Genomic DNA, 24,067 nt, shown 5'->3' with positions numbered 1-24,067 from the left:
AGGCGTCGATGGCAAAGCGATTGGCAATCACGGGGCTGACCGGCGCCGCGCTCCTCGGGGCGCTCTCGGGGACCTCACACGCGGCCCAGGTGAACCGGGTCCAGGTGGCGCAGCGGGGCGATTTCGTCCTCATCGGCAACACGCTCGCGCACGACTGCGCGCCTGCCACACCCGCGCCGCTGGTGGGCTCGGTCGGGGCGTGCGGCGACGCCGCGACGCTCGGGGACTCGGCGCCCGACATCTACTGGCGGTCCGACAGCCCGCTCGCGGGGCAGGCCGAGGCGAACAGCGCGATAGCGCCCTCGGCGGCCCGCAGCACCGCGGTCCTCAACCTCCCCGCGGGCTCGCGGGTGACCCACGCGTACCTCTACTGGGCGGCGAGCCGCGAGACGGGCACGGCCGATCTCAGCGTGATCCTGGATCGGCCTGGCACCACCTTCACCAGCAACGTGACCGGCGCGCTCTCGGGACAGGCGAGCTCGGATCTGACCCACGCCCAGGTGGTCGCCGACGTCACCGCCATCGTGCAGGCGCGCGGCGCCGGGGCCTATCGCCTGAGCGGCATCAGCAACGCGGCCCGCCTCGACGGTAACAACCAGAACCAGGCCTTCACGTTCGCCGGCTGGTGGATGGTCGTGCTCTACGAGCTGACGACCGCGCCCGCGCGCTACCTCGCCGTCTTCGACGGGCTGGACACGGTGACCAACGACGCGACGGCGCCCTGGCCGATCTCGGGGTTCGTCGTCCCCTCGGGCGCGGGCGAGGCGAAGCTCGGCGTCATCGGCTACGACGGCGACAGCTCGACCGGCGACGCGATCCAGTGGAACGGGACCGCGCTGTTCGACCAGCAGAACCCGGCGAGCAACTTCTTCAACAGCTCCCGCTCGTTCCTCGGCGCGCCGTCGTCGTCGGCGGGCGATCTGCCGCGGCTCACCGGCGCGCCGCTGAGCATGAGCAGCATCGACATCGACGTGGTCCGGGTCCCGTCCAACCTGCTCAGGACCGGCGACACGTCGGCGCAGATCAAGGCGATCGGCTCCACCTCCGACGGCTACCTGCTCGGCGGCTTCATCGCGTCGGTGCCGACCCGCCTGCCGGATCTCGCCACGTCGACAAAGCGGGTCCTGGACCTCAACGGCGGCGGCGTCACGCCGGGTGACACGCTCGAATACACGATCATCGTCGCCAACACCGGGGACGACGACGCCGCGGCGGTCGTGCTGAACGACGCGCTGCCCCCCGGGGTCACCTACGTCCCGGGCTCGCTCGAGATCACCGCGGGCCCGAACATGGGCGGCGTGACCGACGACGCCGGCGACGACGGGGGCGAGTACATCGACGGGACGAGGACGGTCCGCATCCGTCTCGGCGACGGCGCCGGCGCGGCTCAGGGCGGGTCGCTCGGCGTCGACGAGACCACGACGGTGCGGTTCCGCGTCACCATCGACCCGGGCACGGACGGCGAGATCGCGAACCAGGCGACCGTCGCCGCGCAGAGCCCGGAGGGAGGGGCCGCCCAGGAGTACCCCACGGACGGCAACGACGCGGAGCCGGGCGCGCCGCCCACGACGATCCTCGTCGACAGCGACGGCGACGGGCTGAGCGACGGCGAGGAGAACCGCGCCGGCACGGACCCGAACGACGCCGACTCCGACGACGACGGCATCGATGACCGCGCCGAGGAGCTCTGGGATCGCGACACCGACGGCGACGGGCTCATCAACGCGCGGGACGTCGACAGCGACAACGACGGCCTGTTCGACGCGACGGAGCGCGGGCTGACGGACTGCGACGGCCCGGGGACGGAGACGGACCCGCTGGCGGGGCACTGCGTGCCCGACGGCGACGCCGGGGCGACGACGACCGACCCGCTGGACGAGGACACCGACAACGGCGGCGAGCTCGACGGCTCGGAGGACGCGAACCTGGACGGCGTGCTCGACGAGGACGAGACGGATCCGACGGCCGGGCACGGCGCCGACGACAGCCAGATCGCCGACACGGACGGCGACGGGCTCGCCGACAATCTCGAGGGGTATCTCGGCACCGATCCGAACGACGCCGACTCCGACGACGACGGCGTGCCCGACGGGCTCGAGCCGAACCCGACCGACGATCACGACGGCGACGGGCTCATCAACGCGCTCGACGTCGACAGCGACAACGACGGCCTCTTCGACGGCACGGAGATGGGCCTCGGCTGCGACGGTCCGGGCACCGACGCGGCGGCGGGCGACTGCGTCCCCGACGGCGACGCCGGCGCCACAAGGACGTCGCCGCTCGAGGCCGACACAGATCACGGCGGCGTGACCGACGGCTCGGAGGACGCCAACCTGGACGGCGCGGTCGACGCGGGCGAGACCGCGCCCCGGGCCGGCCAGGGAGGCGACGATCAGCTGAGCACCGACAGCGACGAGGACGGGATGAGCGACGCCCTCGAGGTCGCGCTCGGCACGGACCCGAACGACGCCGACACCGACGACGACGGCGTGCCCGACGGGCGCGAGCCGAACCCGGCGGACGACACCGACGGCGACGGGCTCATCAACGCGCTCGACGTCGACAGCGACAACGACGGCCTCTTCGACGGGACCGAGCTCGGCCTCGGCTGCGACGGCCCCGGCACCGACGCGCGGTCGCGGCGCTGCACGCCGGACGCGGACGCCGGCGCCACGAAGACGTCGCCGCTCGACGCGGACACGGACAACGGCGGCGTGAGCGATGGCTCGGAGGACGCCAACCTGAACGGGCTGGTGGACAACGGCGAGAGCGACCCGACCCGCGGGCACGGCGACGACGACAGCAACAACGAGGACGGCGACGAAGACGGGCTGAGCGACGATCTCGAGGAGACGCTGGGCACGGATCCGAACGACGCCGACACCGACGACGACGGCGTGCCGGACGGGCAGGAGCCGAGCCCGTCGGACGACACGGACGGCGACGGGCTCATCAACGCGCGCGACGTGGACAGCGACGACGACGGCCTCTACGACGGCACGGAGATGGGCCTCGCCTGCGACGGCCCCGGCACCGACGCCGACGCTGGGCACTGCACGGAGGACGCCGACGGCGGGGCCACGACGACGTCGGCGGTGCGCCGTGACAGCGATCGGGGCGGCGCGACCGACGGCTCCGAGGACGCCAACCTGAACGGCGCGATCGAGGCCGACGAGACCGACCCGACGGCCGGCCACGGCGACGACGACGGCGAGAACGTCGACAGCGACGGCGATGGGGTGGGCGACGACCTCGAGGCGTTCCTCGGGTCGGATCCGGGAGATCGCGACACCGACGACGACGGCCTGCTCGACGGCGAGGAGCCGAACCCCAGCGACGACACGGACGGCGACGGGCAGCCGGACATCCTGGACGCGGACAGCGACGGCGATGGGCTCTTCGACGGCACCGAGGCGGGGAAGGGCTGCGAGGACGCGGACACCGCCGGCGACGCCGGGACCTGCACGCCGGACGCCGACGGCGGGGCCTCGACGACGAGCGTGGTGGACCCCGACACCGACCGCGGCGGCCAGAGCGACGGCGATGAGGACCTGAACCACAACGGCACGATCGACGAGGGCAGCAACGAGACCGACCCGAACAACCCCGGGGACGACCGCGGCGATCGCGACAACGACGGCCTCTCGAACAGCGAGGAGACGACGCTCGGCACCGATCCGGACGACGCCGACAGCGACGACGACGGGGTGATCGACGGCGAGGAGATCGAGCCCGGCGCTGACACGGACGAGGACGGGAAGATCAACGCGCTCGATCCCGACAGCGACGGGGACGGGCTCTTCGATGGGACCGAGCTGGGCAAGGACTGCTCGCACGAGGACACGGACGCCGACGCGGAGAGCTGCGTGCTTGACGGCGACAGCGGGGGCACGACGACGGATCCGACGAAGGCCGATACCGACGGCGGCGGCGCCGCCGACGGCGACGAGGACGAGGACCACGACGGCGCGATCGACGCGGGCGAGCGCGATCCGAACAACCCTGCGGACGACCTGCCCACGGCGTGCGAGCAGGACAGCGATTGCGGCGCCGGCATGGTGTGTGACGAGGCGACGACGAAGGAGTGCGTCCCGGGTTGCCGCAACCCGGACAACAGCATCGGTCCGTGCGGCACCACGGCGCCGCCCGGCGAGGGGGTCGTGGTGCAAGGCGGTGGCTGCGCCTGCACGGCAGGCGCGGACGGCCACGGCGGCCCCTCGGTGCCCTGGGCCCTGCTCGCGGCCGGCGCCTGCGCCGCCGCGCTGCACCGGCGCCGCCGGCGCGGCTGAGCCCCTCCCCGACGGCGCCCCCGCCCGGAGCAAACCGGGGGCGCCGGTTCAACAAACAATTGAAATGATTAAAGTTTCGTCTGTCAGGCGCCTCCGCCTGCGAGGCGAGGCGGACCCGACCCAGGTTGCGGCGGACCCGACCCAGGTTGCGGCCGGGGCCGACGGACCCGACCCAGGTTGCGGCCGGGGCCGGCGGACCCGACCCAGGTTGCGGCGGACCCGACCCAGGTTGCGGCCGGGGCCGACGGGTCCGAGGCGCAGCAACCGCCCGGGTCGGATGCGCCGCGGGTTGCCATCCGCCGTCCGTGGCCTAACGATATTTCCTCACGGGAGAGTGCATCTTGCTCCGACCTTCTGATTCCGTCGTCCGCGCCATCACGATGGATGGCGCCTTTCGCGTCATCACGGCGCTGACCACCGAGACCGTGCGAGGGGCCATCGCGGTGCAAACGGCCACCGGCGCGACCGCGCAGCGGCTGGGAGAGCTGATCACCGGCGCCATCCTCGTGCGCGAGGCGATGGCGCCGAACCTGCGCGTGCAGGCGATCGTCAAGGGCGCGGCCGGCCACGGATCCCTCGTCGCGGACTCGCACCCGGACGGCACGAGCCGCGGCCTCGTCAACCTGGGCAAGGGCGCCGCGAACGCGAAGAAGAGCGCGGTGGAGATCGGCGCGGGATCGCTGCTGCAGGTGATGCGCACGCTGCCGAACGGCATGCTCCACCAGGGGGTCGTCGAGGTCCCGGCCGAGGGCGGCATCTCCGGCGGCCTGATGGCGTACATGCAGGAGTCGGAGCAGGTCGTCTCGATGATCGCGGTGGCGACGCTGATCGGCGAGGACGGCGTCGGCACCTCGGGCGGGTACCTCGTGCAGCTGCTCCCCGAGGTCGAGCGCGGTCCGCTCATGGTGATGACCGAGCGGCTCAAGGACTTCGAGCGCCTCGACGACGTGCTCGCGCAGGAGGGCGCCTCGGCGGACGTGCTGCTCGAGGAGCTGCTCCATGGCATGCCGTTCTCGCGGCTCGACGACTCGCCGCTCAGCTTCAGCTGTCGCTGCAGCGAGCTCCGGGTCATGACCACGCTGGCGAGCCTGCCGCGGAGCGACATCGAGGAGATGGTCGAGGACGGGAAGGTCCTCGACATCCGCTGCGACTACTGCGGCAAGGACTACCAGGTGTCGCCGTCGCAGCTCCGCTCGCTGCTGATGACGAGCTGATCGCCGCGCCGCGCGGGGTCACGCCGGCTGGCCGGGCGAGAGGCCGCGGATCACGAAGGCGATGACCCGCTCGATCTCGGCCTCGTCGTCCCACGCCGCGTCGGGAGCGATGAACACGCGGTGGAGGATGTACCCCGCGAACGTCGAGGCGACGCAGCGGAGGACGAGGGCGGGCGGCCAGCCGACGACCTGCCCTTCGCGCTGGAAGCGCTCGATCAAGGCGATCCCCCTCGCGAGGAACGGCGCGAACACCCGGCCGGCGATGCCGATCCGCAGATCGGCGTCGAAGGGCAGCTCCTGCGCCAGGATGCGCACGAGCTGCGGGTGCGCGCGCACGAACGCGGCGCGCTCGGCGAGGAGCGCCCGCAGGAACGCCTCGAAGGTCGGGTACGTCGCGTTGAAGAGCGGGTCCATGGAGCGCGCCATCGCGGGCCCCACGAGCTGCTCGATGGCGGGCCCGAGCACCCCCAGGAGGAGATCCCTCTTGGTCGGGAAGTACTTGAAGATCGTCGCCTCCGCGACCCCTGCGCGCCGGGCGATGTCCCGGGTCGCGGTCCCGTGGAAGCCGTGCTCTGCGAAGGCGGTCACCGCGGCCTCGACGATCTTCTTCTGCGCCTCGGTCAACGTGTCGCTCGAGCGCGGTCGTCGGCTCATCGGCGTTCCTTCTGCTCATCTTCTGGTTCCGCGCGCCAGCGATCCCGACGGATTTCGGCCGCCGCCGCGCGGCGATCGGCAAGGGCGCTAGGCGGATCCGGCCCTGCGTGTGAAGAGCCGGTCGAGGGCCCGCCGGAGCTCGCCCTCGTCGAGCGGATCGCTGCGCACGCCGATATAGCCGTCCGGCCGGACGAGGACGGCGGCCGAGGACGCGACGCCGTACGCCGCGTGGGCGTGGCCGTCCGGATCGGCATGCCCTCCGGCCTCGGGCGCGCCGATGACCAGGACCTCGAGGTCGGGCCCGCCGAGCTGCGCGGCGAGCTTCCGGGCGGGCTCGCGGGCCCCGCCGTCCGCCTGCGGGCCGGTGAAGAGCAGCAGCGTGGATCCGGCGCCGCGCATCAGGTCGATGAGGTGGACCTGCTCGCCCGCCGCGCTGCGAACCACGGCGTCCGGCGCGCGATCCCCGGCGCGGGGCCCGTGCTCCGGTGGGCTTCCGATCTGCACCGACAGCGGGCTCTTCCGGTAGCGGATCTGGAGCTGCGAGAGGAATCCAAGGATCCTGCGCTGCACGACGGAGATGCCGAAAGCGCGGGCCATGAGGCGCGGCGCGACCGCGCGCAGCGTCCGGCCCACCGGACCGTGCCCGGCCATGAGGCCGAAGAGGCGGTCGGTGAAGCCGACAAGCCGGCGTGCCACGGGAAGCCGCTCCATCTCGTAGGTGTCCAGCAGCCACGCCGGCATCCCGCCCTGCTCGACGGCCGCGAGCTTCCACGCCAGGTTGTAGGCGTCCTGGATTCCTGTGTTCATGCCCTGCCCGCCGGCCGGGCTGTGGATATGCGCCGCGTCTCCGGCGAGGAACACCCGTCCTTTGCGCAGCCGCGTGGCCACGCGGTGGTGCAGCCGGTAGCGCGAGAGGACGATCGCTCTCTGGACCTCGAACGGGACCGGGATCATCTCGCGCATCGCGGCCTCGAACTCCTCGAGCGAGACCGGCGCGCCGTGCTCCGGCGGCGCTTCGGGCCGGATGAGGATGATCCGGAAGCGATGGCTGCCGGGCACTGGAAAGGCTGCGAGGACGCCCCGGCGCGAGGGGCTGAAATAGATGTCGCCGTCCGGCAGCGGCCAGTCGACGACGAGGTCGCCGAGCATGCAGTGATCGTCGTAGGTGTCCCCCTCGAACGCGATGTCGGCGCCCTTGCGGACAGCGCTGCGCGCGCCGTCGCAGCCGAGGAGCCACCCGGCGCGCACCTCCTCGAGGCTCCCGTCGGCCCGGCGGAGCGTGCACGAGACACCGTCGCTGTCCTGCGCGTAGGCGGCGAGCTCGACGCCGCGCTCGAGCGCCACGCCCAGCCCGGGGAGCCGGGAGGCCAGGACGCGCTCGGTGTCGAGCTGCTGGATGACGAAGATGCCCGGGATCGGCGTGGACAGCTCCGGGAAGTCGAAGATCGGCAGCCGGGCGCGCTGCCCGTTCGCGAGGAGGACGTTGAACCCTCCCACGCGCACGGCGCGCTCCAGGGCAGCATCGACGATCCCCATCCTGCGGAAGATCTCCAGCGTCCGCGCCTGCACGACGAGCGCCCGCGAGTGATCCGCGGGCGGCTCCAGCGCCCTGTCCACGATCCGCACCGTGAGCCCTCGCCGGGCGAGCTCCCCGGCCATCGTCAACCCGGTCGGCCCTCCCCCGACCACCAGCGCATCGAGTGCTCTCGCCATGACCCGCCTCCAGTTTGGTGAGTAAGTACTCACTCACCATAAATTGGAGCGACCGGGTTGGCAAGAGGGGGCGGGATCGCGGGCGCGCCGCAGGACGCGCCCGCGGCCTCTCCGGCCGGCAGGCCCTCAGGAGCGGCCCGCCGGCTGCCGGCCGGACCGCGCGAGCGCGTCGATCGTCACCGCGGCGAGCAGCGACAGCGCCGGGCTCACCTCGTGCTGCACGTTCAGGATGGCTCGAGGATCTGCTTCGTCTGGGCGACGCCGAGGGCGGCGGTGGGCTCGTCGAGCATGACGAGCTTCGCCTCCCCCATCACCGCGCGGGCCACGGCCACGGACTGCCGCTGTCCGCCCGAGAGCGCGGCGATCGGCGTGCGGACGGCGCGGAGGTTCACGTTGAGCGTCCTCAGCACCTCCAGGGCAGCATCGCGCTCATGGGCGTCGAGGGGAGCTCCGGACCTAGAGAATCCCCGCCGCCTTGCAGGCCTCGGCGTACTGGGCCGTGCAGATCTGCTCCGTGGTCCAGAAGGCGTCCGCGATGACGGTGTCCTTCAGGTTCTCCTTGGTGACCGCGAGGGGGACCAGGAGCACCGAGGGGACATCCTTCTTCCCGTTGTTGACCGTCGTGCCGCCGGTGATGTCGGTGGGCATGGGCTTGCCCGTGGCGAGGTGATACGCGATCACCGCCGCGGCCTCCGCCTGCGGCTTGATGGCCTTGTACACCGTCATGTACTGCTCGCCGAGGAGGATCCGCTGGACGGCGGCGAGCTCGGTGTCCTGGCCTGTCACGGGCGGAAGGGGCTTGATGCCGGCCGCCATCATCGCGGCGATCGCCCCGCCGGCGGTCCCGTCATTGGCCGCGTACACGCCGTCCACCTGGTTGTTGAGCGCGATGAGGGCCTGGGTCATCTCGTCCTGCGCCTTGTCGGGGCTCCAGTCCGGCGTGTCGTATTCCTTGACCACCTGGACGGCCGCGGAGGCGCTGTCGACGGCGTCGAGGACGAGCACGCTCGCGCCGTTGGTCAAGGCCGCTTCGGCCTGGGCCTGCTGCTGCGAGGCGTCCTGGTTCGCGTTGCTCGCGAGGATCTGGCAGTCCGGACAGAGCGCCTTCACCTTGGCCTCGAAGAAGGGGCGGTCCTTCGACTCGTAGCGCGCCGTCTTCGACTCCGGCAGGAGGAGCGCAATCTTGACCCCACCCGCCTTGGCGGGCATCTCGCCCGCCGCCGCGCCCTTGTCCCCCGCTACGCCCTTGTCCCCCTCGGCGGACCCCCTTGTTTCTGAGAGCACGCGCTCGCGACGAGCGCACTCAGGGCCCACGCTGCCAGTCGACCGATGATCGCCTTGGTCTTCATGAAATTTTCCCCTGAACGTGAACTGCCGGAGCGCGGACCTATACCGCTCGCTGGAGCGTGCCGTCCATAGCTGCCTGCCGCAGGGGGAGAGGCGCGCTCGGCCAGCAGATCCGGGTCACGGCGGCGCGCGCGACGAGGTCCCCTCCGCCTGTCGCCCGCTGAACCGGCTCCGCCTTCGGGTGGCGCGCTCGTCACCGGCGCCCCGGCACCGGCAAGAGCGTCGCGCTCAGGCTCGTGCGCAATCACCTCGGCACCTCCTGATGTGACGGTCGAAACCATCGAGCACCCGCAGAGCCGCATGCCCGACTTCTATCGTAAGCTCGGCGAGCTCTTCGGCGTGCCCCTGAGCACCCATAAAAAATCATCATTTTTACCCTACGCTGAGAGAGATAGAGAGAGCTTTCATGAAACGTGTTGAGCTGGATGTGGTTACAGAGATGACAAATGCCGCCATTATGCGGATGCATGGTCGAAAGTTCCCTGGAATCGTGTTACAGGGGGACTCCCTGAATTATCTACGTGTCCTCGCCGCGGACGTGAAGAAGAGGTTGGCGGGGATCAACGATGAGGAGCTCATCGATTCGGTGAGGGAACTGGAATCCTTGTTGCAAGGGTACACACGAGCCTATGAAACTGCCCTGGAGGGCGAAGGCATCGATCTCCCGTATCCGAAAGGCGCAACAGCCGACGGCGAATAGACTCGCCCGTTTGAACTTAAGCCCGAAGGACCGCCTGCTGCGGTGAGTACGCTCCGCGCGCCCAAGCCGCCAGTTCCAGCGCCGGGCGACAGGGGAGGCGAAACACCTCGAACCACCACCATTGGACTCGGACTCGATCAATATTTGCACAAGCCGAAGGGAAAGGGAATTGGAGCAATCACGTATGAGAACGGTGGCTCGCGGCGAGCAGGGCTAGTTAAGCCAGATTGGTCCCGAGCAATGCTCGACAACGTCTCATTTCAGCGCTCGTTTCTTCAGGCCGCCAGGAACACAGACAAGATTCGATTTGACGTAACAGTGCCCACGCTCCCAGTCGGCCGCTGCTCGCCCTGGTCTTCATGAATTTTTCCCCTGTACGTGAACTGCGGCAGAGCGGACCTCTCCCCTCGCTGGAGCGTGCCGTCCATAGCCGCCTGCCGCGGGGGGAGGGGCGCGTTCGGGGAGGCCGGTCCGGGTCCCGGCGGCGCGCCGAGCGGGAAATTTCCCAAGAGCTGCGCTACCGTGCGACGGACCGTCGGGCAGCAGACTCGTCGGTGCAAGAAGGAGTGGATGGCCTCGATGCGAGAACCGAACTATCACGCGCACCATCTCCGGACCGTATCGCGCCTCGTCGAGCGGCTGAGCGCGGACCCGTGCTCCGTGGCGATCATCATCGGAGGCTCCCAGGCGAAGGGGCTCGGGAAGGAGACGTCGGACGTCGACTTCTTCTGGGTGGTCACCGACGAGGAGCACAGGCGGCGGCACGCGGCCGGCGAGCTGGTCTACGTCGCCTGGGACCCGGGCCTCGTGGACTATCCAGGCGGGTACGTCGACGGCAAGATCATCAGCCAGGATCTCCTCGAGAAGACCCGCGAGCGCGGCAGTGAGCCGGCGCGCTCGGCGTTCCTGGGCGCGACGGTCGCCTGGTCGCGGCGCCCGGACATCGACGACCTGGTGCGCGCGATCTCGGCCTATCCCGAGCATGAGCGCGCGCACAAGATGCTGGGGTTCATCGCCCAGCTGGAGGCGATGCGCTACTATCTCGAGTCGGCGGAGCAGCACGACAACCGGTATCTCCTGAGCTGGGCTTCGGCGCGCGCGGTGCTCTTCGGCTACCGGCTGATCCTGGCGCACAACCGCATCCTGTATCCGTACCACAAGTGGGTGAGGGCCTTCGTGGCGGACGCGCCCGAGCAGCCGGCGGATCTCCTGCACCTCGCCGACGAGCTGATCCGTGCGCCGGGCAAGAAGACGGGCGAAGCGTTCTGCGGCGCGGTGCTCTCGTTTCGTGACTGGGAGAAGCCCGCACAGTGGCAGACACGGTTCATGGCGGACTCCGAGCTCAACTGGCTCCACGCGCCGCCTCCGCTCGAGGACGCCTGAGGCCGCCTGCCGAGCCGGGACACAGGAGGTGAGCGCGGCGAGAACGGCGAAAACGCCCGGCGTCGGCCAGTGTTCGTGCCCTACCTGTGCGCAGGAAAACTCCACACGAGACTACGACATCAGCAGAAAGTTACCACGGCAGACCTCTTGCTGGCGCCCAAACCCCTTGCTGGAGCCGAGGAGATCTGGTTAAGCTTCTGGTCTCAACTTCCTTCCGTTCGACCGTCGGACCTGGTCGGGCGCTCACAGGAGTCATCAAGATGCGACCGATGGCAAGGTGTGCGTCGCTGCTCGGCCCGAAGACGTCCGAAGCAGCGTGGTTCCGGGGTTCTCGGATGAAGATGTCGACGAGCTCAGGAGCGCAGCCCCTGCAGGGCAGTGGCTGCAATCGAGCTGGAGAATCGCGCTCCTGGCTGAAGGGAACGAGGGCTCTCTCTGCCGCCTCTCTCCTGATGCTCGTGGCGTGTGCCGAAGGCTCCAGCCTGGGCGGCGATGGCGGGGGAGGCGGGAGCAGCGCCACATCGAGCTCGAGCGCGGCGGCCTCGTCCAGCTCGACAAGCGTGGGGTCTGCGGGCTCGACCACGAGCATCGCCGCGACGGGCGGCACGACCAGCTCCACGACGGGCGTCGGTGGGGACGGCGGCGCTGGCGGTCTCGGCGGCGCCGGCGGGGATGGCGGAGCTGACGTGACGAGCTCCACGGCGAGCAGCTCGGCCAGCACCACAGCGAGCAGCTCGGCCAGCTCCACCGCGAGCAGCTCGGCCAGCACCACAGCGAGCAGCTCGGCCAGCACCACAGCGAGCAGCTCGGCCAGCACCACAGCGAGCAGCTCGGCCAGCACCACAGCGAGCAGCACGACGGGCGTCGGCGGCGGCAGCGCCACGAGCTCCACCACCGCGAGCTCCAGCACCGGCGGCGTCACCACGCCGGCGCTCGAGCTGCAGTACGCCGCCAGAGCGACGGCCGCCGAGTCCTCGGAGCTGTCGTTCCAGGTCCGGGTCAAGAACACCGGAGATGAGAGCATCGCGCTCAGCGATCTGACGATTCGCTACTGGTTCACGGCCGACGTCACGGTGGTGGATCTCAAGAGCGACTGCGACTTCGCGTTGACCACCAGCATATGCGCCAACGTCGTCACCTGGACGTTCGAGGAGGCGTCTGGCACGGACGCGGATCACTACTTGGAGCTCGGCTTCCTCGCCGCCGCAGGCAGCATCCCCCCGGGTGCCACGACCGGACCGGTACAGATCCGCATCCACAACCGCGACGTGTACGACCGTATGACGCAGACCGACGACTACTCGTTCGAAGCGACGACCGCTTGGATCCCGTCGACGCAGATCACCGTGTACCGCGACGGCGTGCTCGCCTGGGGCACAGAGCCCTAGCCCAGAGCACACCTCCCCGACGGCCGGCCCGGGCGAAACGCCTCGCGAGCGCCTTCCACGCTCGGAGCAGCGTGCGCTGCGGATACAGATCTCCTGGCAGACATCTCATCGACCAGACCAAGACGGCCGTATTTCCAGGCCATGTCCGCCTGCAGGACACCCCCGCACGCCCGTCGGCGCGCTGTGGCAGCCTGACACGCCGCGCGAGCACGCCACACCCACCAGCGCGTCCCCGCCCATCCGGCGTTGCCGCAATGTAACCAATTTTCCAGGGAAATACGTCCTGCCGCAGGGCCCGAGGGTTTCCGCTCCGTCTGGAGACGGACGGCGCAGGCGGCACCATCTTTGAATGGGACCCGTCCGGACCCTGAAATCTATGGACGTTCCCGCGCGCGCAACCCATCCGCCCCCGTCATCCCACACCCGGCCGTCGCAGGCCCCGATCTCGCGCGATCCGCCGCGGAGCGGGACGCGGCTCAGCCTCGGGCTCGGCCTCGGCCGGTTCGACGCCCTGACGCGGCGGGCCGCAGACACACCGGGCCTCATCAGCTTCGCGGGCGGGCTGCCGGCGCCGGGGGAGTTCCCGCGGTCCAAGCTCGCGGCGTCGTTCGTCCGCGCGCTCCAGATCCCCACCTGCCCGGCGCTCCAGTACGGCTGGCCCGAGGGCGACGGGGACCTCCGCTCCTGGATCGCCGGGCAGCTGCGACGGCGCGGCGCCAGCGTCGCCCGCGACGACGTCATCGTGACCAGCGGCGCGCAGCAGGCCGTGTCCCTCGCCGCGCAGATGATCCGCGGGCCGGGCGCCAGGATCGGCGTCGACCCCGAGAGCTACCCCGGCGCGCTCGATCTGTTCCAGGCGCGCCGCGCGACGCTCGTCGACGACGGGAGCCACGTCGATGCCTATTACCTCATGCCCGCTGTCTCCAGCCCGCGTGGACGCAGGCTGTCGCCGCGCGAGCGGGCAAAGGTCCTCTCGACCCTCCGGCCGATCATCGAGGACGACGCCTACGCGGATCTCTGCTTCGACGGCCCCGCCCCGCGGCCGCTCCTGGCCGAGGCGCCCGATCGCGTGTTCCACGTCGGGACGTTCTCGAAGACGCTGTGCCCCGGGCTCCGCGTCGGCTGGCTCGTGCCCCCCCGCGCGCTCCGGGCCGATGTCCTCCAGCTGAAGCAAGCCGACGACCCGCAGGCGGCCAGCCTGCCGCAGGCCATCCTGGAAGACTACCTCCGCAACGAGGACTTCGATCAGCGGCTCGTGCGCCTGCGCGAGTTCTACGCCCGCCGCGCCGCCCGCATGGAGCAAGCGCTCCGCCGGTACCTGCCCGGCTGGAGGTTCGAGTCGCCCGCCGGCGGCTTCGCTCTCTGGGTCGAGCCCGACGCCGAGCCGAACGAGGCGTTCTTCCTGGCCGCCGCCATCGAGCACGGCGTCGCCTTCGACCCAGGGTCGCTGTTCCGCGCGAACGGCGCCGTGACCCCGTTCGCCCTCCGACTGAGCTTCTCGTCGGTCGCGCGCGACGAGGACCTCGACGAGGGGGTCCGCCGCCTGGCGCGGTGCTGGACCGAGGTCGCCTAGCCCCCCGCCGGCTCCCGCGAGCGCCGCCGGCGTCGCGCATCGTGCTCGTCCTCTTCTGCTTCCCGGCGCCTTCCCCGCGATTGACGGTAACCACGGTAACTGGCGATAACTGATAATTTCCCCCTCACGGCGCGGCGCATTCGGCGTGGACAGATCGATCTTCGGCCCCAGGGATCCTGTCGAGAGACATGATCCCCCGGACCCGCCGCGCGACGCTCCGCGGGCGCCTCGAGCGCCTCGCCCTCGTGGCGATCACGCTGGCGGCCCTCCTCGCGTCCGCGTCCCCCGCGCGCGCACGCCAGATGTTCTTCGATTACGGAGACCACTCGAGCGCCGAGGAAGCCCTCGAGTTCTCCGAGCTCCACCTTTCTCGCGTCGTGTATTCCGAGCTCGGGTGTCCGAGCCGCCCGGTGTGGCTGAAGCTCGGCGCCGCGCAGGGAGAGATGCTCCGCGTGCAGCTCGGCATGCCGGAGATGGACGCGCTCCGCCGCGAGCGCCCCTCCCTCGCGCTGCTCGGCCCCGGCCTGCCGCGGCCCGCGGGGCTGCCCTTCGCGGCGCCCGCGGGGCTCGGCGCGCGGATCTTCGTGACCCGGAGCGTGCACGACGCGGAGGTGGTCCGCGAGCCCGTCACCGGCGCCCGCTCCTGGCTCCTGCTCGAGCAGCGGATCGAGGTGCCCGAGACCGGGAGCTATCACCTTGTCGCGTGGAGCCCGGAGGCGCGCCGCGTACGGCTCTGGATCGCGATCGGCGAGGAGCCGAGCGAGGAGCTCAGCAACGTGGACGACCCGGTGGAGCGCGCGATGGCGTTCCACCAGCCCTGGACGGCGCCCGACCTCAGCGCGCCCTGCACGCGCGCGCGCCGCCCGGCGCCCGCGGACGGCGCCCCGGCGGCGGCCTGCGCGCACGCCGCCGGCCCTGCGCACGGCGCGCTGCCTGGCCTCGCTGCGGCGGCGTTCGCCGCGGCCGCAGCGCGGCGCGCGCGGCGCCGCGGCGTGCCCGGGCGGTGACGGGGCGCCGTCCCCGGGCAGCGCGGGCCGCTCACTGCTTCAGCGCGCCGCCCGGCTTGTGCGGGACGGGCGGACGGCGCTCGAGCAGCTCCCGCGCCGCGGCGCGCACGACCGCGGGCACGTCCGCCGCCGCCGCGAGCTGCAGGAGCTCGGGCCGCAAAAGGAGGCGCACCATGGGCACGGCGAGCTCCGGCGGCGCGCCCGGGTTCTGCACGATGGCCATGCGCACCCGCGCGCGCTGGGGCCACTCGGGGTGCCGCGCGAGCTCCGTCATGACCTCCGGGCTCGCCGGGCGCCGCGCCGCGAGGCGGACGACGTCGTCCTCGGTCAGGCGCGGGTTCGCGAGCAGGTTGCGGATGACGAGCGGGTGCGGATCCCGCAGCAGGGCGTCGAAGGCGGCGCGCGTCGGCCGCCGCGCGAGCGCGCGCCGCTCGCCGAGCGAGAGCGCGCGGCCCGCGCTCGACGTGGCGAGGCGGCGCTCGTCGGTCGCCGGCGAGGCCGGCTGCGCCTCGTGTCGCCGCGCCTTGCGGCGCAGGAGCCGCGAGAGCGACAGGAGGGAGAGGGAGGGGGCGAGCTCCCGGAGCTGCTCGACGCGCTCGGAGAGCGCCGGATCCGCGAGGACCGGCACGACGGCGCCGAGCACGTCGCGCGCGCCGGGATCGGCCTGCTCGGCGTCGCTGCAGAGGTCGTCGAGCGCGCGGGCGACGGAGGCGGGCTCGGCGCGCAGCATCTCGCTCCGCACGAACGCGACCCGCAGCCGGAGCTCCTTCAAGGAAGAGACGGCTCGCCTCCATCGTCCCGCCAGCGGATCCACGCGGTCATTTTACCTCGTCGGCGCGCCGGCGTGGAGCGCGCGCCCGGTATCTTGCGATGCGCGATGCGCATCACGCGATGCGCGGTTATCCTGCGCCGCGGCAGAGGGGCCGGCGGATGCCGAGCCCCGTTCGTTCACTGGGGCCGGCGCAGCCGCCCCGCCTTGAAGGGAGGAGTCGCATGTCCGAGAAGGTTTCATTCCCCGTGAAGGATGGGTCCTCGGCGACCGGCGCGATCGTCTGGCCGAAGCAGGGCGGCAAGGCGCCTGCGGTCGTCCTGATCCAGGAGTGGTGGGGCCTGAACGACCACATCCGCTCGCTGCTCGACCGGCTCGCCGCCGCCGGGTTCATCGCCCTCGCCCCCGACCTCTACCACGGCAAGATCACCAAGGACGCGACCGAGGCCAACCGGCTCATGACCGAGCTCGACAAGCCGCGCGCCCTCGAGGAGATCGCCGGCGCCGTCCGCTTCCTGTCGGCGCACGAGCGCTCGAACGGCAAGGTCGGCGTCCTCGGGTTCTGCCTGGGCGGCGCGCTGAGCTTCGCCGCCGCGGCGACGGTCCCGGAGCTCGCGGCCGTCGTGCCCTTCTACGGCGTCCCGAGCCCCGCGCCCGACTATTCGCGCGTCAAGGCGCCGATCCTTGCCCACTTCGCCGCGCGCGATGAGTGGGCGACGCCGGCCGCCGCCGAGGCGATCCGGAAGGAGCTCGCCGCCCGCGGCCAGTCGATGGAGCTCCACATCTACGACGCCGACCACGCGTTCGCGAACGACACGCGCCCCGAGGTCTACAACCCCGATGCGGCCAAGCTCGCGTGGGAGCGGAGCATCGCGTTCCTGAAGCAGCACCTCGGCTGAGCGCAGCTGAGCGCAGCGCCCCGGCCCTCCCCCGCGAGGCGCAGCGCCGGCCGGGCGCCGCCGCTCGCGCCGCGCCCCCCGCCGCCCGGGGGGCCCCTCGCCGCGCTCGACGTGGGCGCGGCGCCGCGGCGGCCAGGCCGCCGCATTGCAACCGGATCGGCCTTCTTTGCCGTCGCTCAAGGAACCCTGATATACACGCTCACATGGCCCTCCCCCCGGTACTTCCGGGCTCGACCCACCAGGCGGAGTCGCCGATCGACCGAGCGCTCGCGCTCGCGCTCGCAGGAGAGCGCGACGCCGCGCTCCGTTGGGCCGCGGCGCTGGTCCGGCACGACCCGACCATGCCGTCCGCGCTCTGCCTCTGCGGCCGCCTCCTCGGCGAGCTGAACCGGCACGAGACCGCGCGCGAGGCGTGCTCCACCGCGGTCATCCGCGCGATCGACCTGGAGAACCTGCCGCTCGCCGTGGCGGCCGCGCGCGAGAGCGAGCGCTTCGGCGGCGATCCCGGCCCCGGGCTCGACCTGATCGCCGACTCGTTCTGCAGGGACTCGCCGCGGCTCGGCGAGGGCGCGCCCCCGCCGCCGCCCCTGCCGACCGCCGAGGCGTTCCAGCCGCTCGCCGCCGTGCTCCAGGGCGCGCTCCTGCTCAACAAGGCGACCGAGATCATCCACCACGCGACGCGCAGGCTGGTCGCCCTGGCCGACCACCCCGGGATCGCGCCCCGGCCGGTCTTCTCGTCCATCGGGCGCGACGCGCTCCGGGCCCTGTGCGCCGCGTTCACGCCCATCTGGGTCCCGGCGGGGACGACCGTGATCGAGCAGGGCGCGGCGCGCAGCGAGGCGTACTTCGTCGCGCGCGGCGAGCTCGAGGCCCGGCGCCGGCGCGGGGACGAGGAGACCCTCCTCGCGCGGCTCACGAACGGCGCCATGTTCGGCGAGATGGCGCTGCTCTCGCGGGCGCCGCGCACCGGGAGCGTCGTCGCCACGCGGCCGTCCATCATCCTCGAGGTGAAGCGCGACGCGATCGACGAGATCGCGCAGCGTGAGCCCGAGGTGGGCCTGGAGCTGGCCGCCTACTGCCGGGACCGCATGGTCGAGAACCTCGTCCGGATGAGCGACGTGCTCCGCGTCGTCCCCGAGGCCGACAGGCCCGTGCTCGTGAAGCGGTTCCGCACGCGCACGTTCGAGAAGAACGAGCGGCTGCTGGTCCAGGACGAGCGGCCCCCCGGCCTGTTCCTCATCGCCTCCGGCGAGGTCGCCGTGGTCCGGCGCGACGGCGCGGACGACGCCCGCGGCGAGCCGCTCGTGCTCTCGACGCTCGGCCCGGGCGACGTCGCCGGCGAGATCGCGATGGTCCTCCGCCGCGCGGCGAACGCCGACGTGATCGCCGTCCACCCCACCGTGACGCTGTACCTGCCGGCCACCGAGTTCATGGGGCTGTGCGAGGATCACCCGGCCGTGCTGGCACAACTCTACAAGCTCGCCGTCCAGCGCGACGACGAGACCACGAGCATCATGGCCGAGGAGGTCTCCGTGGCCGAGGACTTTGTGCTCATCTAGATCACCGGACCGCTCGAAAGACGGAGAAATGCGCCACGGTTGCGCAGAGTTTTTGTTGTTGTTCCCTCTCTGCCTCTGTGGTTCAAACTCTCTCTTGCAAGGGGTTTCAACCTGTTCGGTGCTCTAGCAGCGTCCTGCGAACGCGAGGCGCGTGCGCCGGTTGACGCATCGCGCCATACCCCGTAGACTTTCAGTCTATCCGTTGTTCTTGTTGACCAGCACTGAACAATTACCAGCGTAGGGTAGGCCACGCGCGCACGACAGGTCCTGCGACAATGACGACGAACGCGTTCGGGCTGGAGGGACAGGTGCTGGTCGGCCGGTATCGGCTGATCCGCCCGCTCAGCTCGGGCAGCATGGGCACCGTCTGGCGCGCGGCCGATCTCACGCTGGGCTCACCGGTCGCGATCAAGATGCTCGGCCCGCTGTACGCGAAGGACGAGACGGTCCGCGCGCGCTTCCACCAGGAGGCGCAGGCGGCCGCGACGCTCCGCAGCCCGAACGTCGTGCAGATCCTCGATCACGGCGTCGACAACGACGTCCCCTTCATCGCGATGGAGCTGCTCGAGGGCGAGGATCTCGCGCACCGGCTCGGGCGCGTCCGCACGCTCTCTCGGGCCGAGACGGCGCGCATCTTCGCCGACGTCGCGCGCGCTGTCCGCAAGGCCCACGACGCCGGCATCGTCCACCGCGACCTCAAGCCCGACAACATCTTCCTCGCCCGCGACGACGACCGCGAGGTGGCCAAGGTCCTCGACTTCGGCGTCGCGAAGACGCGCCTTTACGGCAGCGAGGGCATGGGGACGCAGGCCGGCGTGCTGATCGGGACGCTGCCGTACATGAGCCCTGAGCAGGCGCAGGGGGTGACCGTCGATTACCGGTCGGACCTGTGGGCCCTCGGGGTCATCGCCTTCGAGTGCGTGTGCGGCCGGGCGGCGATCAAGGCCGAGGCGCCCGGCGCGATGATCCTCGAGATATGCAGTGAGCCGCTGCCCGTCCCCTCGCGGGTGGCGTCCGTGCCCGTGCCGCCGGCGTTCGACGACTGGTTCCTCCAGGCGTGCAGCCGCGATCCGAGCGCGCGGTTCCCCTCGGCGACGGCGATGGTCGAGGCGCTGCGCGAGGCGCTCCTGCCGGAGGGCGAGGCGCCGGAGACCGAGAGGGCATCGCTGAGCTCCGCGGCCGCCGCGGCCGCCGCGCCGATCTCCATCCCGCCGGCGTCCGCCCCGCCGGCGTCCGCCCCGCCGGTCTCCGTCTCGCCCGGCGGGGGCGCGGCCTCGCCGCCGATCGTCGACGAGGGCGCGGAGGTCGAGGGGAAGCCTCGCCGCGCCGCGCCGGTCGCCGCCCTCGTGCTCGGCCTCGCGGCGTCGGCCGTCGGCGTGGTGCTCTTCGTGGGCTGGCGCGCGCTGGGGAGCGACCCGATCGCGCACGAGACGCCGTCCGGCGCGGCGTCGCCGCCGGCGGCGATCGAGGCGCCGCCGGCCGCTCCTCCGGCGAACGATCCGCCGGCGGAGACGGCTCCGGCCACGGGAGCGCCCGAGATCGCGCCTTCCCGGGACGCGGCCGCCGCGGCGACCCCGGCGCCTGCGGGCGACGCCGGCTCGGCGCGGGCCTCCAGGACGCCCGCCTCGACCGCCTCCTGGACCGCGGCGGCGCCCGCTCGACCGGCCAAGGCCGCCTCCTCCGCGCAGCGGACCAGGACCTCCTCGTCCGCGGCCGCGCCCTCGGCCTCCAGCGCCACGCGGCCCAAGGCCGACCGCCTCGGCTTCTGAGGAGACGAATGCACCCGCGATTGAGGGCCCTGGGCACCGCCACCGTCGCGCTCGCATTCGCATTCGCGCTCGCGACCCCCGCGCGGGCGGCCGACGTCGACCCCGCCACCGTGAACGCTGCCCGGGCGCTCGCGGAGGAGGGCCTCGATCTCTACGACAAGGGCGAGTATGCGGCGGCGCTCGAGAAGCTCTGGCGCGCGGAAGAGCTGATCCAGGCGCCCACGATCGGCCTGTACGCGGCGCGGTGCCTCGAGCGCCTCGGGCGCCTCATCGAGGCCTCCGAGCGCTACCTGCACGTGAGCCGCACGCCGCTCGACGCCTCGGCCAGCGACGTCTTCAGGACGGCGGTCGCCGACGCCGAGAAGGCGTATAACGATCTCAAACCACGGATCCCCAAGCTCGCGGTCGGGGTGCGCGGCGCCCCGGAGCGCGAGGTGCAGATCTCCATCGACGGCAAGCCCATGCCACCGGCGCTCGTGGGGGTCAGCCGGCCTGTCGATCCTGGCAAGCACCTTGTCGAGGGCGCGTGGGGGGGCCGTGTCGTCCGGCAGGAGATCACGCTGCAGGAGCGCCAGGAGACGGCGGTCGCGCTCGCGTTCCCCGACGTCCGCCGGCCCGTCGTCGTCCCCTCCCCGGCCGCCCCCGCGCAGCCGACCACGCAGCGCGTGCTCGGCTGGTCCGCGGTGGGCACGGGCGCGGCGGCGCTCGTCCTCGGCGGCATCACGTTCGGCGTCACGAGCGCGCTGCGCAGCGACCTGATCGATCTCGGGTGCACCGAGAAGGTCGTGTGCCCGGACACGCCGAAGACGCGCGACACGCTGAGCTCGTACAACAGCATGCGCCTCGTCCCTGCGCCGGCGTTCATCGTGGGCGGGGCGCTCGCCGCGGGCGGCGCCGCGCTGCTCCTCACCATGCCGTCCGCGTCGAGGCCCAGGGGCGCGACGGCGCGTCCGTGGGTATCGCCGTGGGGCGCGGGGATCGCGGGGGTGTTTTGATGAGACGCAGCGACTTCTTGGTCCTCTCCGGCGCGCTCGGCGTGGCCGGCGCGCTGGGCGGGTGCTTCGACAAGGGCGTGATCGCGGCGAACGTCGGCGGCGCCGGCCAAGGCGGGACGGGCAGCCAGGGCGGCGGCGGCGGCACCGGCGGCGGCACCGGCGCGGAGGGCGGCGGCGGCGGGACGACGTCGACCTCTTCCACCGGCATGGAGCCGTGTGAGCCTTGTTATCAAGGCCCCCCCATGACCGAGGGTGTCGGCGTGTGCAAGAGCGGTTGTCTGCGAGACGGCGCGTGCGTCGGTCAGGTGATCCCCACGGCCGAGGGCTGCACGGTGGACGCTGACGAGGTGGATGATGTCGACGAGAGCTGCGACGGTGAGCCCAGGTGCACCGGAACGCTCGAGTGGAGCATCAAGATCGGGAGAGACGGCGAGCAGCACGGTGAAGACATCGCCTTCGACAGGGCAGGGAACATCCTTGTCGCGGGGCGGTTCTCCGGGAGCGTGGATTTCGCCGCCAGCCAGGGCTCGACCGACGGCTTCGTCGTCAAGCTCGCCGCCGACGGGACCCCGATCTGGAACAAGGCGTTCGGCGGGTCGGGCACGGATGTTTGCACGCGCGTGGCGTACGCCAAGGACGACCTCGTGGTCCTGGCCGGGACCTACGGGAACACCCTCTATTTCGACGGGACGTCGCTGCCCAGCGCCGGCAGCACGGACGTGTTCGTGGCGAAGCTCGACGCGGCGGGCGATCTCGACTGGATCAAGCGCATCAGCGGTCCCGGGGCCGACACCGTCCGCGGGCTCTCGGTGGATGCGGACGACAACATCGTCGTCGCCGGCAGCTTCACCGACCGGGCCGACGTGCTGGGCGCGGCCAACCTCGTCAGCTTCGGCGGAGAGGACATCTTCGTCGTGAAGATGGACGCGCAGGGGGAGCACATCTGGAGCAAGAACTTCGGCAACTCGAGCCCTCAGGTCGCGCTAGACGCCGCCTTCACGCCCGATGGCAGCGTGGTCCTGGTCGGCAGCATCGTCGGCCCGATGCGCTTCGGGGAGACGGAGCTCATCCCCCGCGGCTATGACGCCTTCATGGGGAAGCTCGACAAGAACGGGGAGCCGCTCATGGCCAAGACCTTCGGCGACAACATGGACCAGGAGTTCGTGTCGGTCGCGGTGGACGCCCGGGGAAGCATCTTCGTTGCGGGGATGACCGAAGGACAGATGAGCTTCGACGGATCACCCCCGCCGCACGCCGGAGAGTCCGACGCGGTGGTCGCTGCCTTCGACTCCGAGGGCAAGCATATCTGGAGCCGTCAGCTCGGGGATGAGGCGAATCAGCGGGCGCTCGGGGTGACGGTCGACCCGGCAGGCAACGTCCTCGTGGCCGGAGAGTTCGAGAGATTCATCGATCTCAGGTCCCCGCGGCTCGAGTCCCGCGGCGGCTTCGATGCTTTTTTGGCGAAGCTCAAACCGGACGGCACGACGGCCTGGGCGGTGTCGTTCGGCGACGCAATGACGCAGGGCGCCGCGGCCGTCGACGTGGATGCGCTGGGGTTCATCGCGCTGACGGGCAATTTCAGCGGCAGCATCGATCTCGGCGGAGCCCCCCTGACGAGCGCCGGCGGCCGCGACGCGTTCGTCGCCAAGCTGCAGCCCTGACGTCCGCCCCACGTCGAGGCGCGCTCCGCCGCCACGCCGGCGCTCCCCGCGAAGGTGCCCGGTGCACGACGATCGACATGTTCTGGCAGACGGCAAACTCACGAAAGGTCTGCTCGTGCTGCATTGAGCAAGGGCGGATCTTTGTGCCTGCCAGCAGCACGGGAGATCCGCCGCGCTGGGCAGGACCTCCGGCGGACCAGGGGGACACGTGGTGGTCCGGTGAGAGCTCCATGCACCAGAACAACTGATCCACCGGATCGAGCGCGACCCGCCCCTGGAGCGCCTCGAGATCCCTCGTTTTGCCTTCCCTGCGCGCTCTTGAGCGGTGCGCGCGATGCCGTGGTGAGGTCTTCGTACCGGGCACCACATTTGCCTGCTGAGGAGCCGCTCACGGAGGAGGAGGTCTCGCGCGATGAACTACTCTCAAGAGAGGGCCGGGGTGCCCCCCCCCTATCCCGTCGACACGTACGTTCCGGGGACGAGGGCGGGCGCTCACGCGGCGCTCCAGGTGCCTCCCAGCATCGCGCCGGTGGCGGCCAGCGTGCCGCCCATGTCGACCACGGACGACCTGGACCGCGAGCTCGAAGCGCTCGCCCAGGGCGTGCGGCAGAAGCGGCGCAGTCGGTTCGCGTTCGTGATGGGCCTGCTCTTGGTGGCCGGGGCTGCGGCCGCGGTCACCACCTTCGCCGGCAAGGTGAAGGAGGCCGAGGCGGCCCAGGCCGAGGCGGTGGCCGCGCGCATCGTCGAGCAGGACAGGATCGCGCAGCTCAACCTCCAGATCGAGGAGCGCAACAAGAAGATCTCCGAGCTGACCCTCGCGCTCGACACCGCCAAGAGCGACGCCGAGAAGGCGCAGAAGGCGTTCACCGCCTACAAGGCCGAGGAGGAGGCGAAGGCCGCGGCAGAGGGCGAGGACGAAGCCGACGCTAAGACGTCGAAGACGTCGAAGCTCTCGCCCAAGTCGGCCGCGGTCCAGCGCGGCCGGGCGGCGCCGGCCAAGGCCGCGCGGGGCGCCCGTGCGGGGGTGTCGGCGAAGAAGGGCGGCAAGTGCGTGTGCAAGCAGGGCGACCCGCTCTGCGGCTGCCTGTGAGCGGCCGCTCACGGCCTCTCCCGTGAGCGGCAGCTCAGGGCCTCTCCCCTCCAGATC

17 protein-coding genes and 1 pseudogene are annotated in these 24,067 nt (G+C 71.6%); 13 read left to right on the top strand and 5 right to left on the bottom strand.

Translation table 11 applies throughout. The annotated features are described in order from the left end of the window. The first annotated feature begins 8 nt into the window (after positions 1-8). Positions 9-4,289 carry a hypothetical protein gene (locus WME75_RS00395; RefSeq protein WP_437485255.1) on the top strand — a complete coding sequence of 1,427 codons (4,281 nt, stop codon included), beginning with the start codon at positions 9-11 and terminating at the stop codon, positions 4,287-4,289. 341 nt (positions 4,290-4,630) lie between these two features. Beyond that, on the top strand, positions 4,631-5,503 hold the full coding sequence (locus WME75_RS00390) for an Hsp33 family molecular chaperone HslO (protein WP_437485253.1): 873 nt from the start codon (positions 4,631-4,633) through the stop codon (positions 5,501-5,503). 18 nt (positions 5,504-5,521) lie between these two features. Here WME75_RS00390 and WME75_RS00385 read toward each other — a convergent pair whose 3' ends face one another. The 4 genes and pseudogenes from WME75_RS00385 to WME75_RS00370 form a co-directional block, all read right to left on the bottom strand. After that, entirely contained in the window at positions 5,522-6,157 is a 636-nt protein-coding gene (locus WME75_RS00385; RefSeq protein ID WP_437485251.1) for a TetR/AcrR family transcriptional regulator, read from the bottom strand. Between the two features lie 87 nt (positions 6,158-6,244). Continuing rightward, on the bottom strand, positions 6,245-7,870 hold the full coding sequence (locus tag WME75_RS00380) for an FAD-dependent monooxygenase (protein ID WP_437485249.1): 1,626 nt from the start codon (positions 7,868-7,870) through the stop codon (positions 6,245-6,247). Positions 7,871-8,094: 224 nt separating this feature from the next. Further along, positions 8,095-8,289, bottom strand: a pseudogene (locus tag WME75_RS00375) (ATP-binding cassette domain-containing protein); the annotation flags it as partial. A 37-nt stretch (positions 8,290-8,326) separates the two neighbouring features. Further along, positions 8,327-9,154 (bottom strand): substrate-binding domain-containing protein, encoded by an 828-nt coding sequence (locus tag WME75_RS00370; RefSeq protein ID WP_437485247.1) that lies wholly within the window; start codon positions 9,152-9,154, stop codon positions 8,327-8,329. Positions 9,155-9,623: 469 nt separating this feature from the next. On the opposite strand from WME75_RS00370, the gene WME75_RS00365 reads away from it, so the two are divergent. The 5 genes from WME75_RS00365 to WME75_RS00345 all read left to right on the top strand — a co-directional run bounded on the left by WME75_RS00365 (position 9,624) and on the right by WME75_RS00345 (position 15,268). Then, positions 9,624-9,917, top strand: a complete 294-nt coding sequence (locus WME75_RS00365; RefSeq protein ID WP_437485245.1) for a DUF6959 family protein — start codon at positions 9,624-9,626, stop codon at positions 9,915-9,917. A 579-nt stretch (positions 9,918-10,496) separates the two neighbouring features. Further along, a complete protein-coding gene (locus tag WME75_RS00360; protein WP_437485244.1) occupies positions 10,497-11,300 on the top strand; it encodes a nucleotidyltransferase domain-containing protein in 804 nt (267 codons plus the stop codon). Positions 11,301-11,758: 458 nt separating this feature from the next. Then, a complete protein-coding gene (locus WME75_RS00355) occupies positions 11,759-12,688 on the top strand; it encodes a cellulose binding domain-containing protein (protein WP_437485242.1) in 930 nt (309 codons plus the stop codon). Between the two features lie 376 nt (positions 12,689-13,064). Further along, the gene (locus WME75_RS00350; protein ID WP_437485240.1) at positions 13,065-14,261 is read left to right on the top strand and encodes a PLP-dependent aminotransferase family protein; all 1,197 of its coding nucleotides are present in this window, start codon (positions 13,065-13,067) and stop codon (positions 14,259-14,261) included. A 188-nt stretch (positions 14,262-14,449) separates the two neighbouring features. Then, positions 14,450-15,268 (top strand): hypothetical protein, encoded by an 819-nt coding sequence (locus WME75_RS00345; protein WP_437485238.1) that lies wholly within the window; start codon positions 14,450-14,452, stop codon positions 15,266-15,268. Between the two features lie 31 nt (positions 15,269-15,299). Here WME75_RS00345 and WME75_RS00340 read toward each other — a convergent pair whose 3' ends face one another. Then, positions 15,300-16,040 carry a hypothetical protein gene (locus WME75_RS00340; RefSeq protein WP_437485236.1) on the bottom strand — a complete coding sequence of 247 codons (741 nt, stop codon included), beginning with the start codon at positions 16,038-16,040 and terminating at the stop codon, positions 15,300-15,302. Between the two features lie 221 nt (positions 16,041-16,261). Between WME75_RS00340 and WME75_RS00335 the strand changes: the two genes are divergently transcribed. The 6 genes from WME75_RS00335 (at position 16,262) to WME75_RS00310 (ending at position 24,010) form a co-directional block, all read left to right on the top strand. After that, positions 16,262-16,936, top strand: coding sequence for a dienelactone hydrolase family protein (locus tag WME75_RS00335; protein ID WP_437485234.1), 675 nt, complete (start codon positions 16,262-16,264; stop codon positions 16,934-16,936). Positions 16,937-17,139: 203 nt separating this feature from the next. Beyond that, a complete protein-coding gene (locus WME75_RS00330) occupies positions 17,140-18,495 on the top strand; it encodes a cyclic nucleotide-binding domain-containing protein (RefSeq protein ID WP_437485232.1) in 1,356 nt (451 codons plus the stop codon). 275 nt (positions 18,496-18,770) lie between these two features. Continuing rightward, the gene (locus WME75_RS00325) at positions 18,771-20,264 is read left to right on the top strand and encodes a serine/threonine-protein kinase (protein ID WP_437485231.1); all 1,494 of its coding nucleotides are present in this window, start codon (positions 18,771-18,773) and stop codon (positions 20,262-20,264) included. Between the two features lie 8 nt (positions 20,265-20,272). Beyond that, positions 20,273-21,259: a tetratricopeptide repeat protein gene (locus WME75_RS00320; RefSeq protein ID WP_437485229.1), complete on the top strand. Its 987-nt coding sequence runs from the start codon at positions 20,273-20,275 to the stop codon at positions 21,257-21,259. Then, the gene (locus WME75_RS00315; RefSeq protein WP_437485227.1) at positions 21,259-22,920 is read left to right on the top strand and encodes an SBBP repeat-containing protein; all 1,662 of its coding nucleotides are present in this window, start codon (positions 21,259-21,261) and stop codon (positions 22,918-22,920) included. Before WME75_RS00320 ends, WME75_RS00315 begins: the two co-directional genes overlap by 1 nt. A 412-nt stretch (positions 22,921-23,332) precedes the next feature. Further along, positions 23,333-24,010 (top strand): hypothetical protein, encoded by a 678-nt coding sequence (locus tag WME75_RS00310; protein ID WP_437485225.1) that lies wholly within the window; start codon positions 23,333-23,335, stop codon positions 24,008-24,010. Positions 24,011-24,067: the final 57 nt, after the last annotated feature.

The organism is Sorangium sp. So ce1014, from assembly GCF_051521505.1.
GTDB lineage: Bacteria > Myxococcota_A > Polyangia > Polyangiales > Polyangiaceae > Sorangium.
Note: the sequence above shows the minus strand (reverse complement) of the source record. Positions and strands in the feature narration are given on the sequence as shown.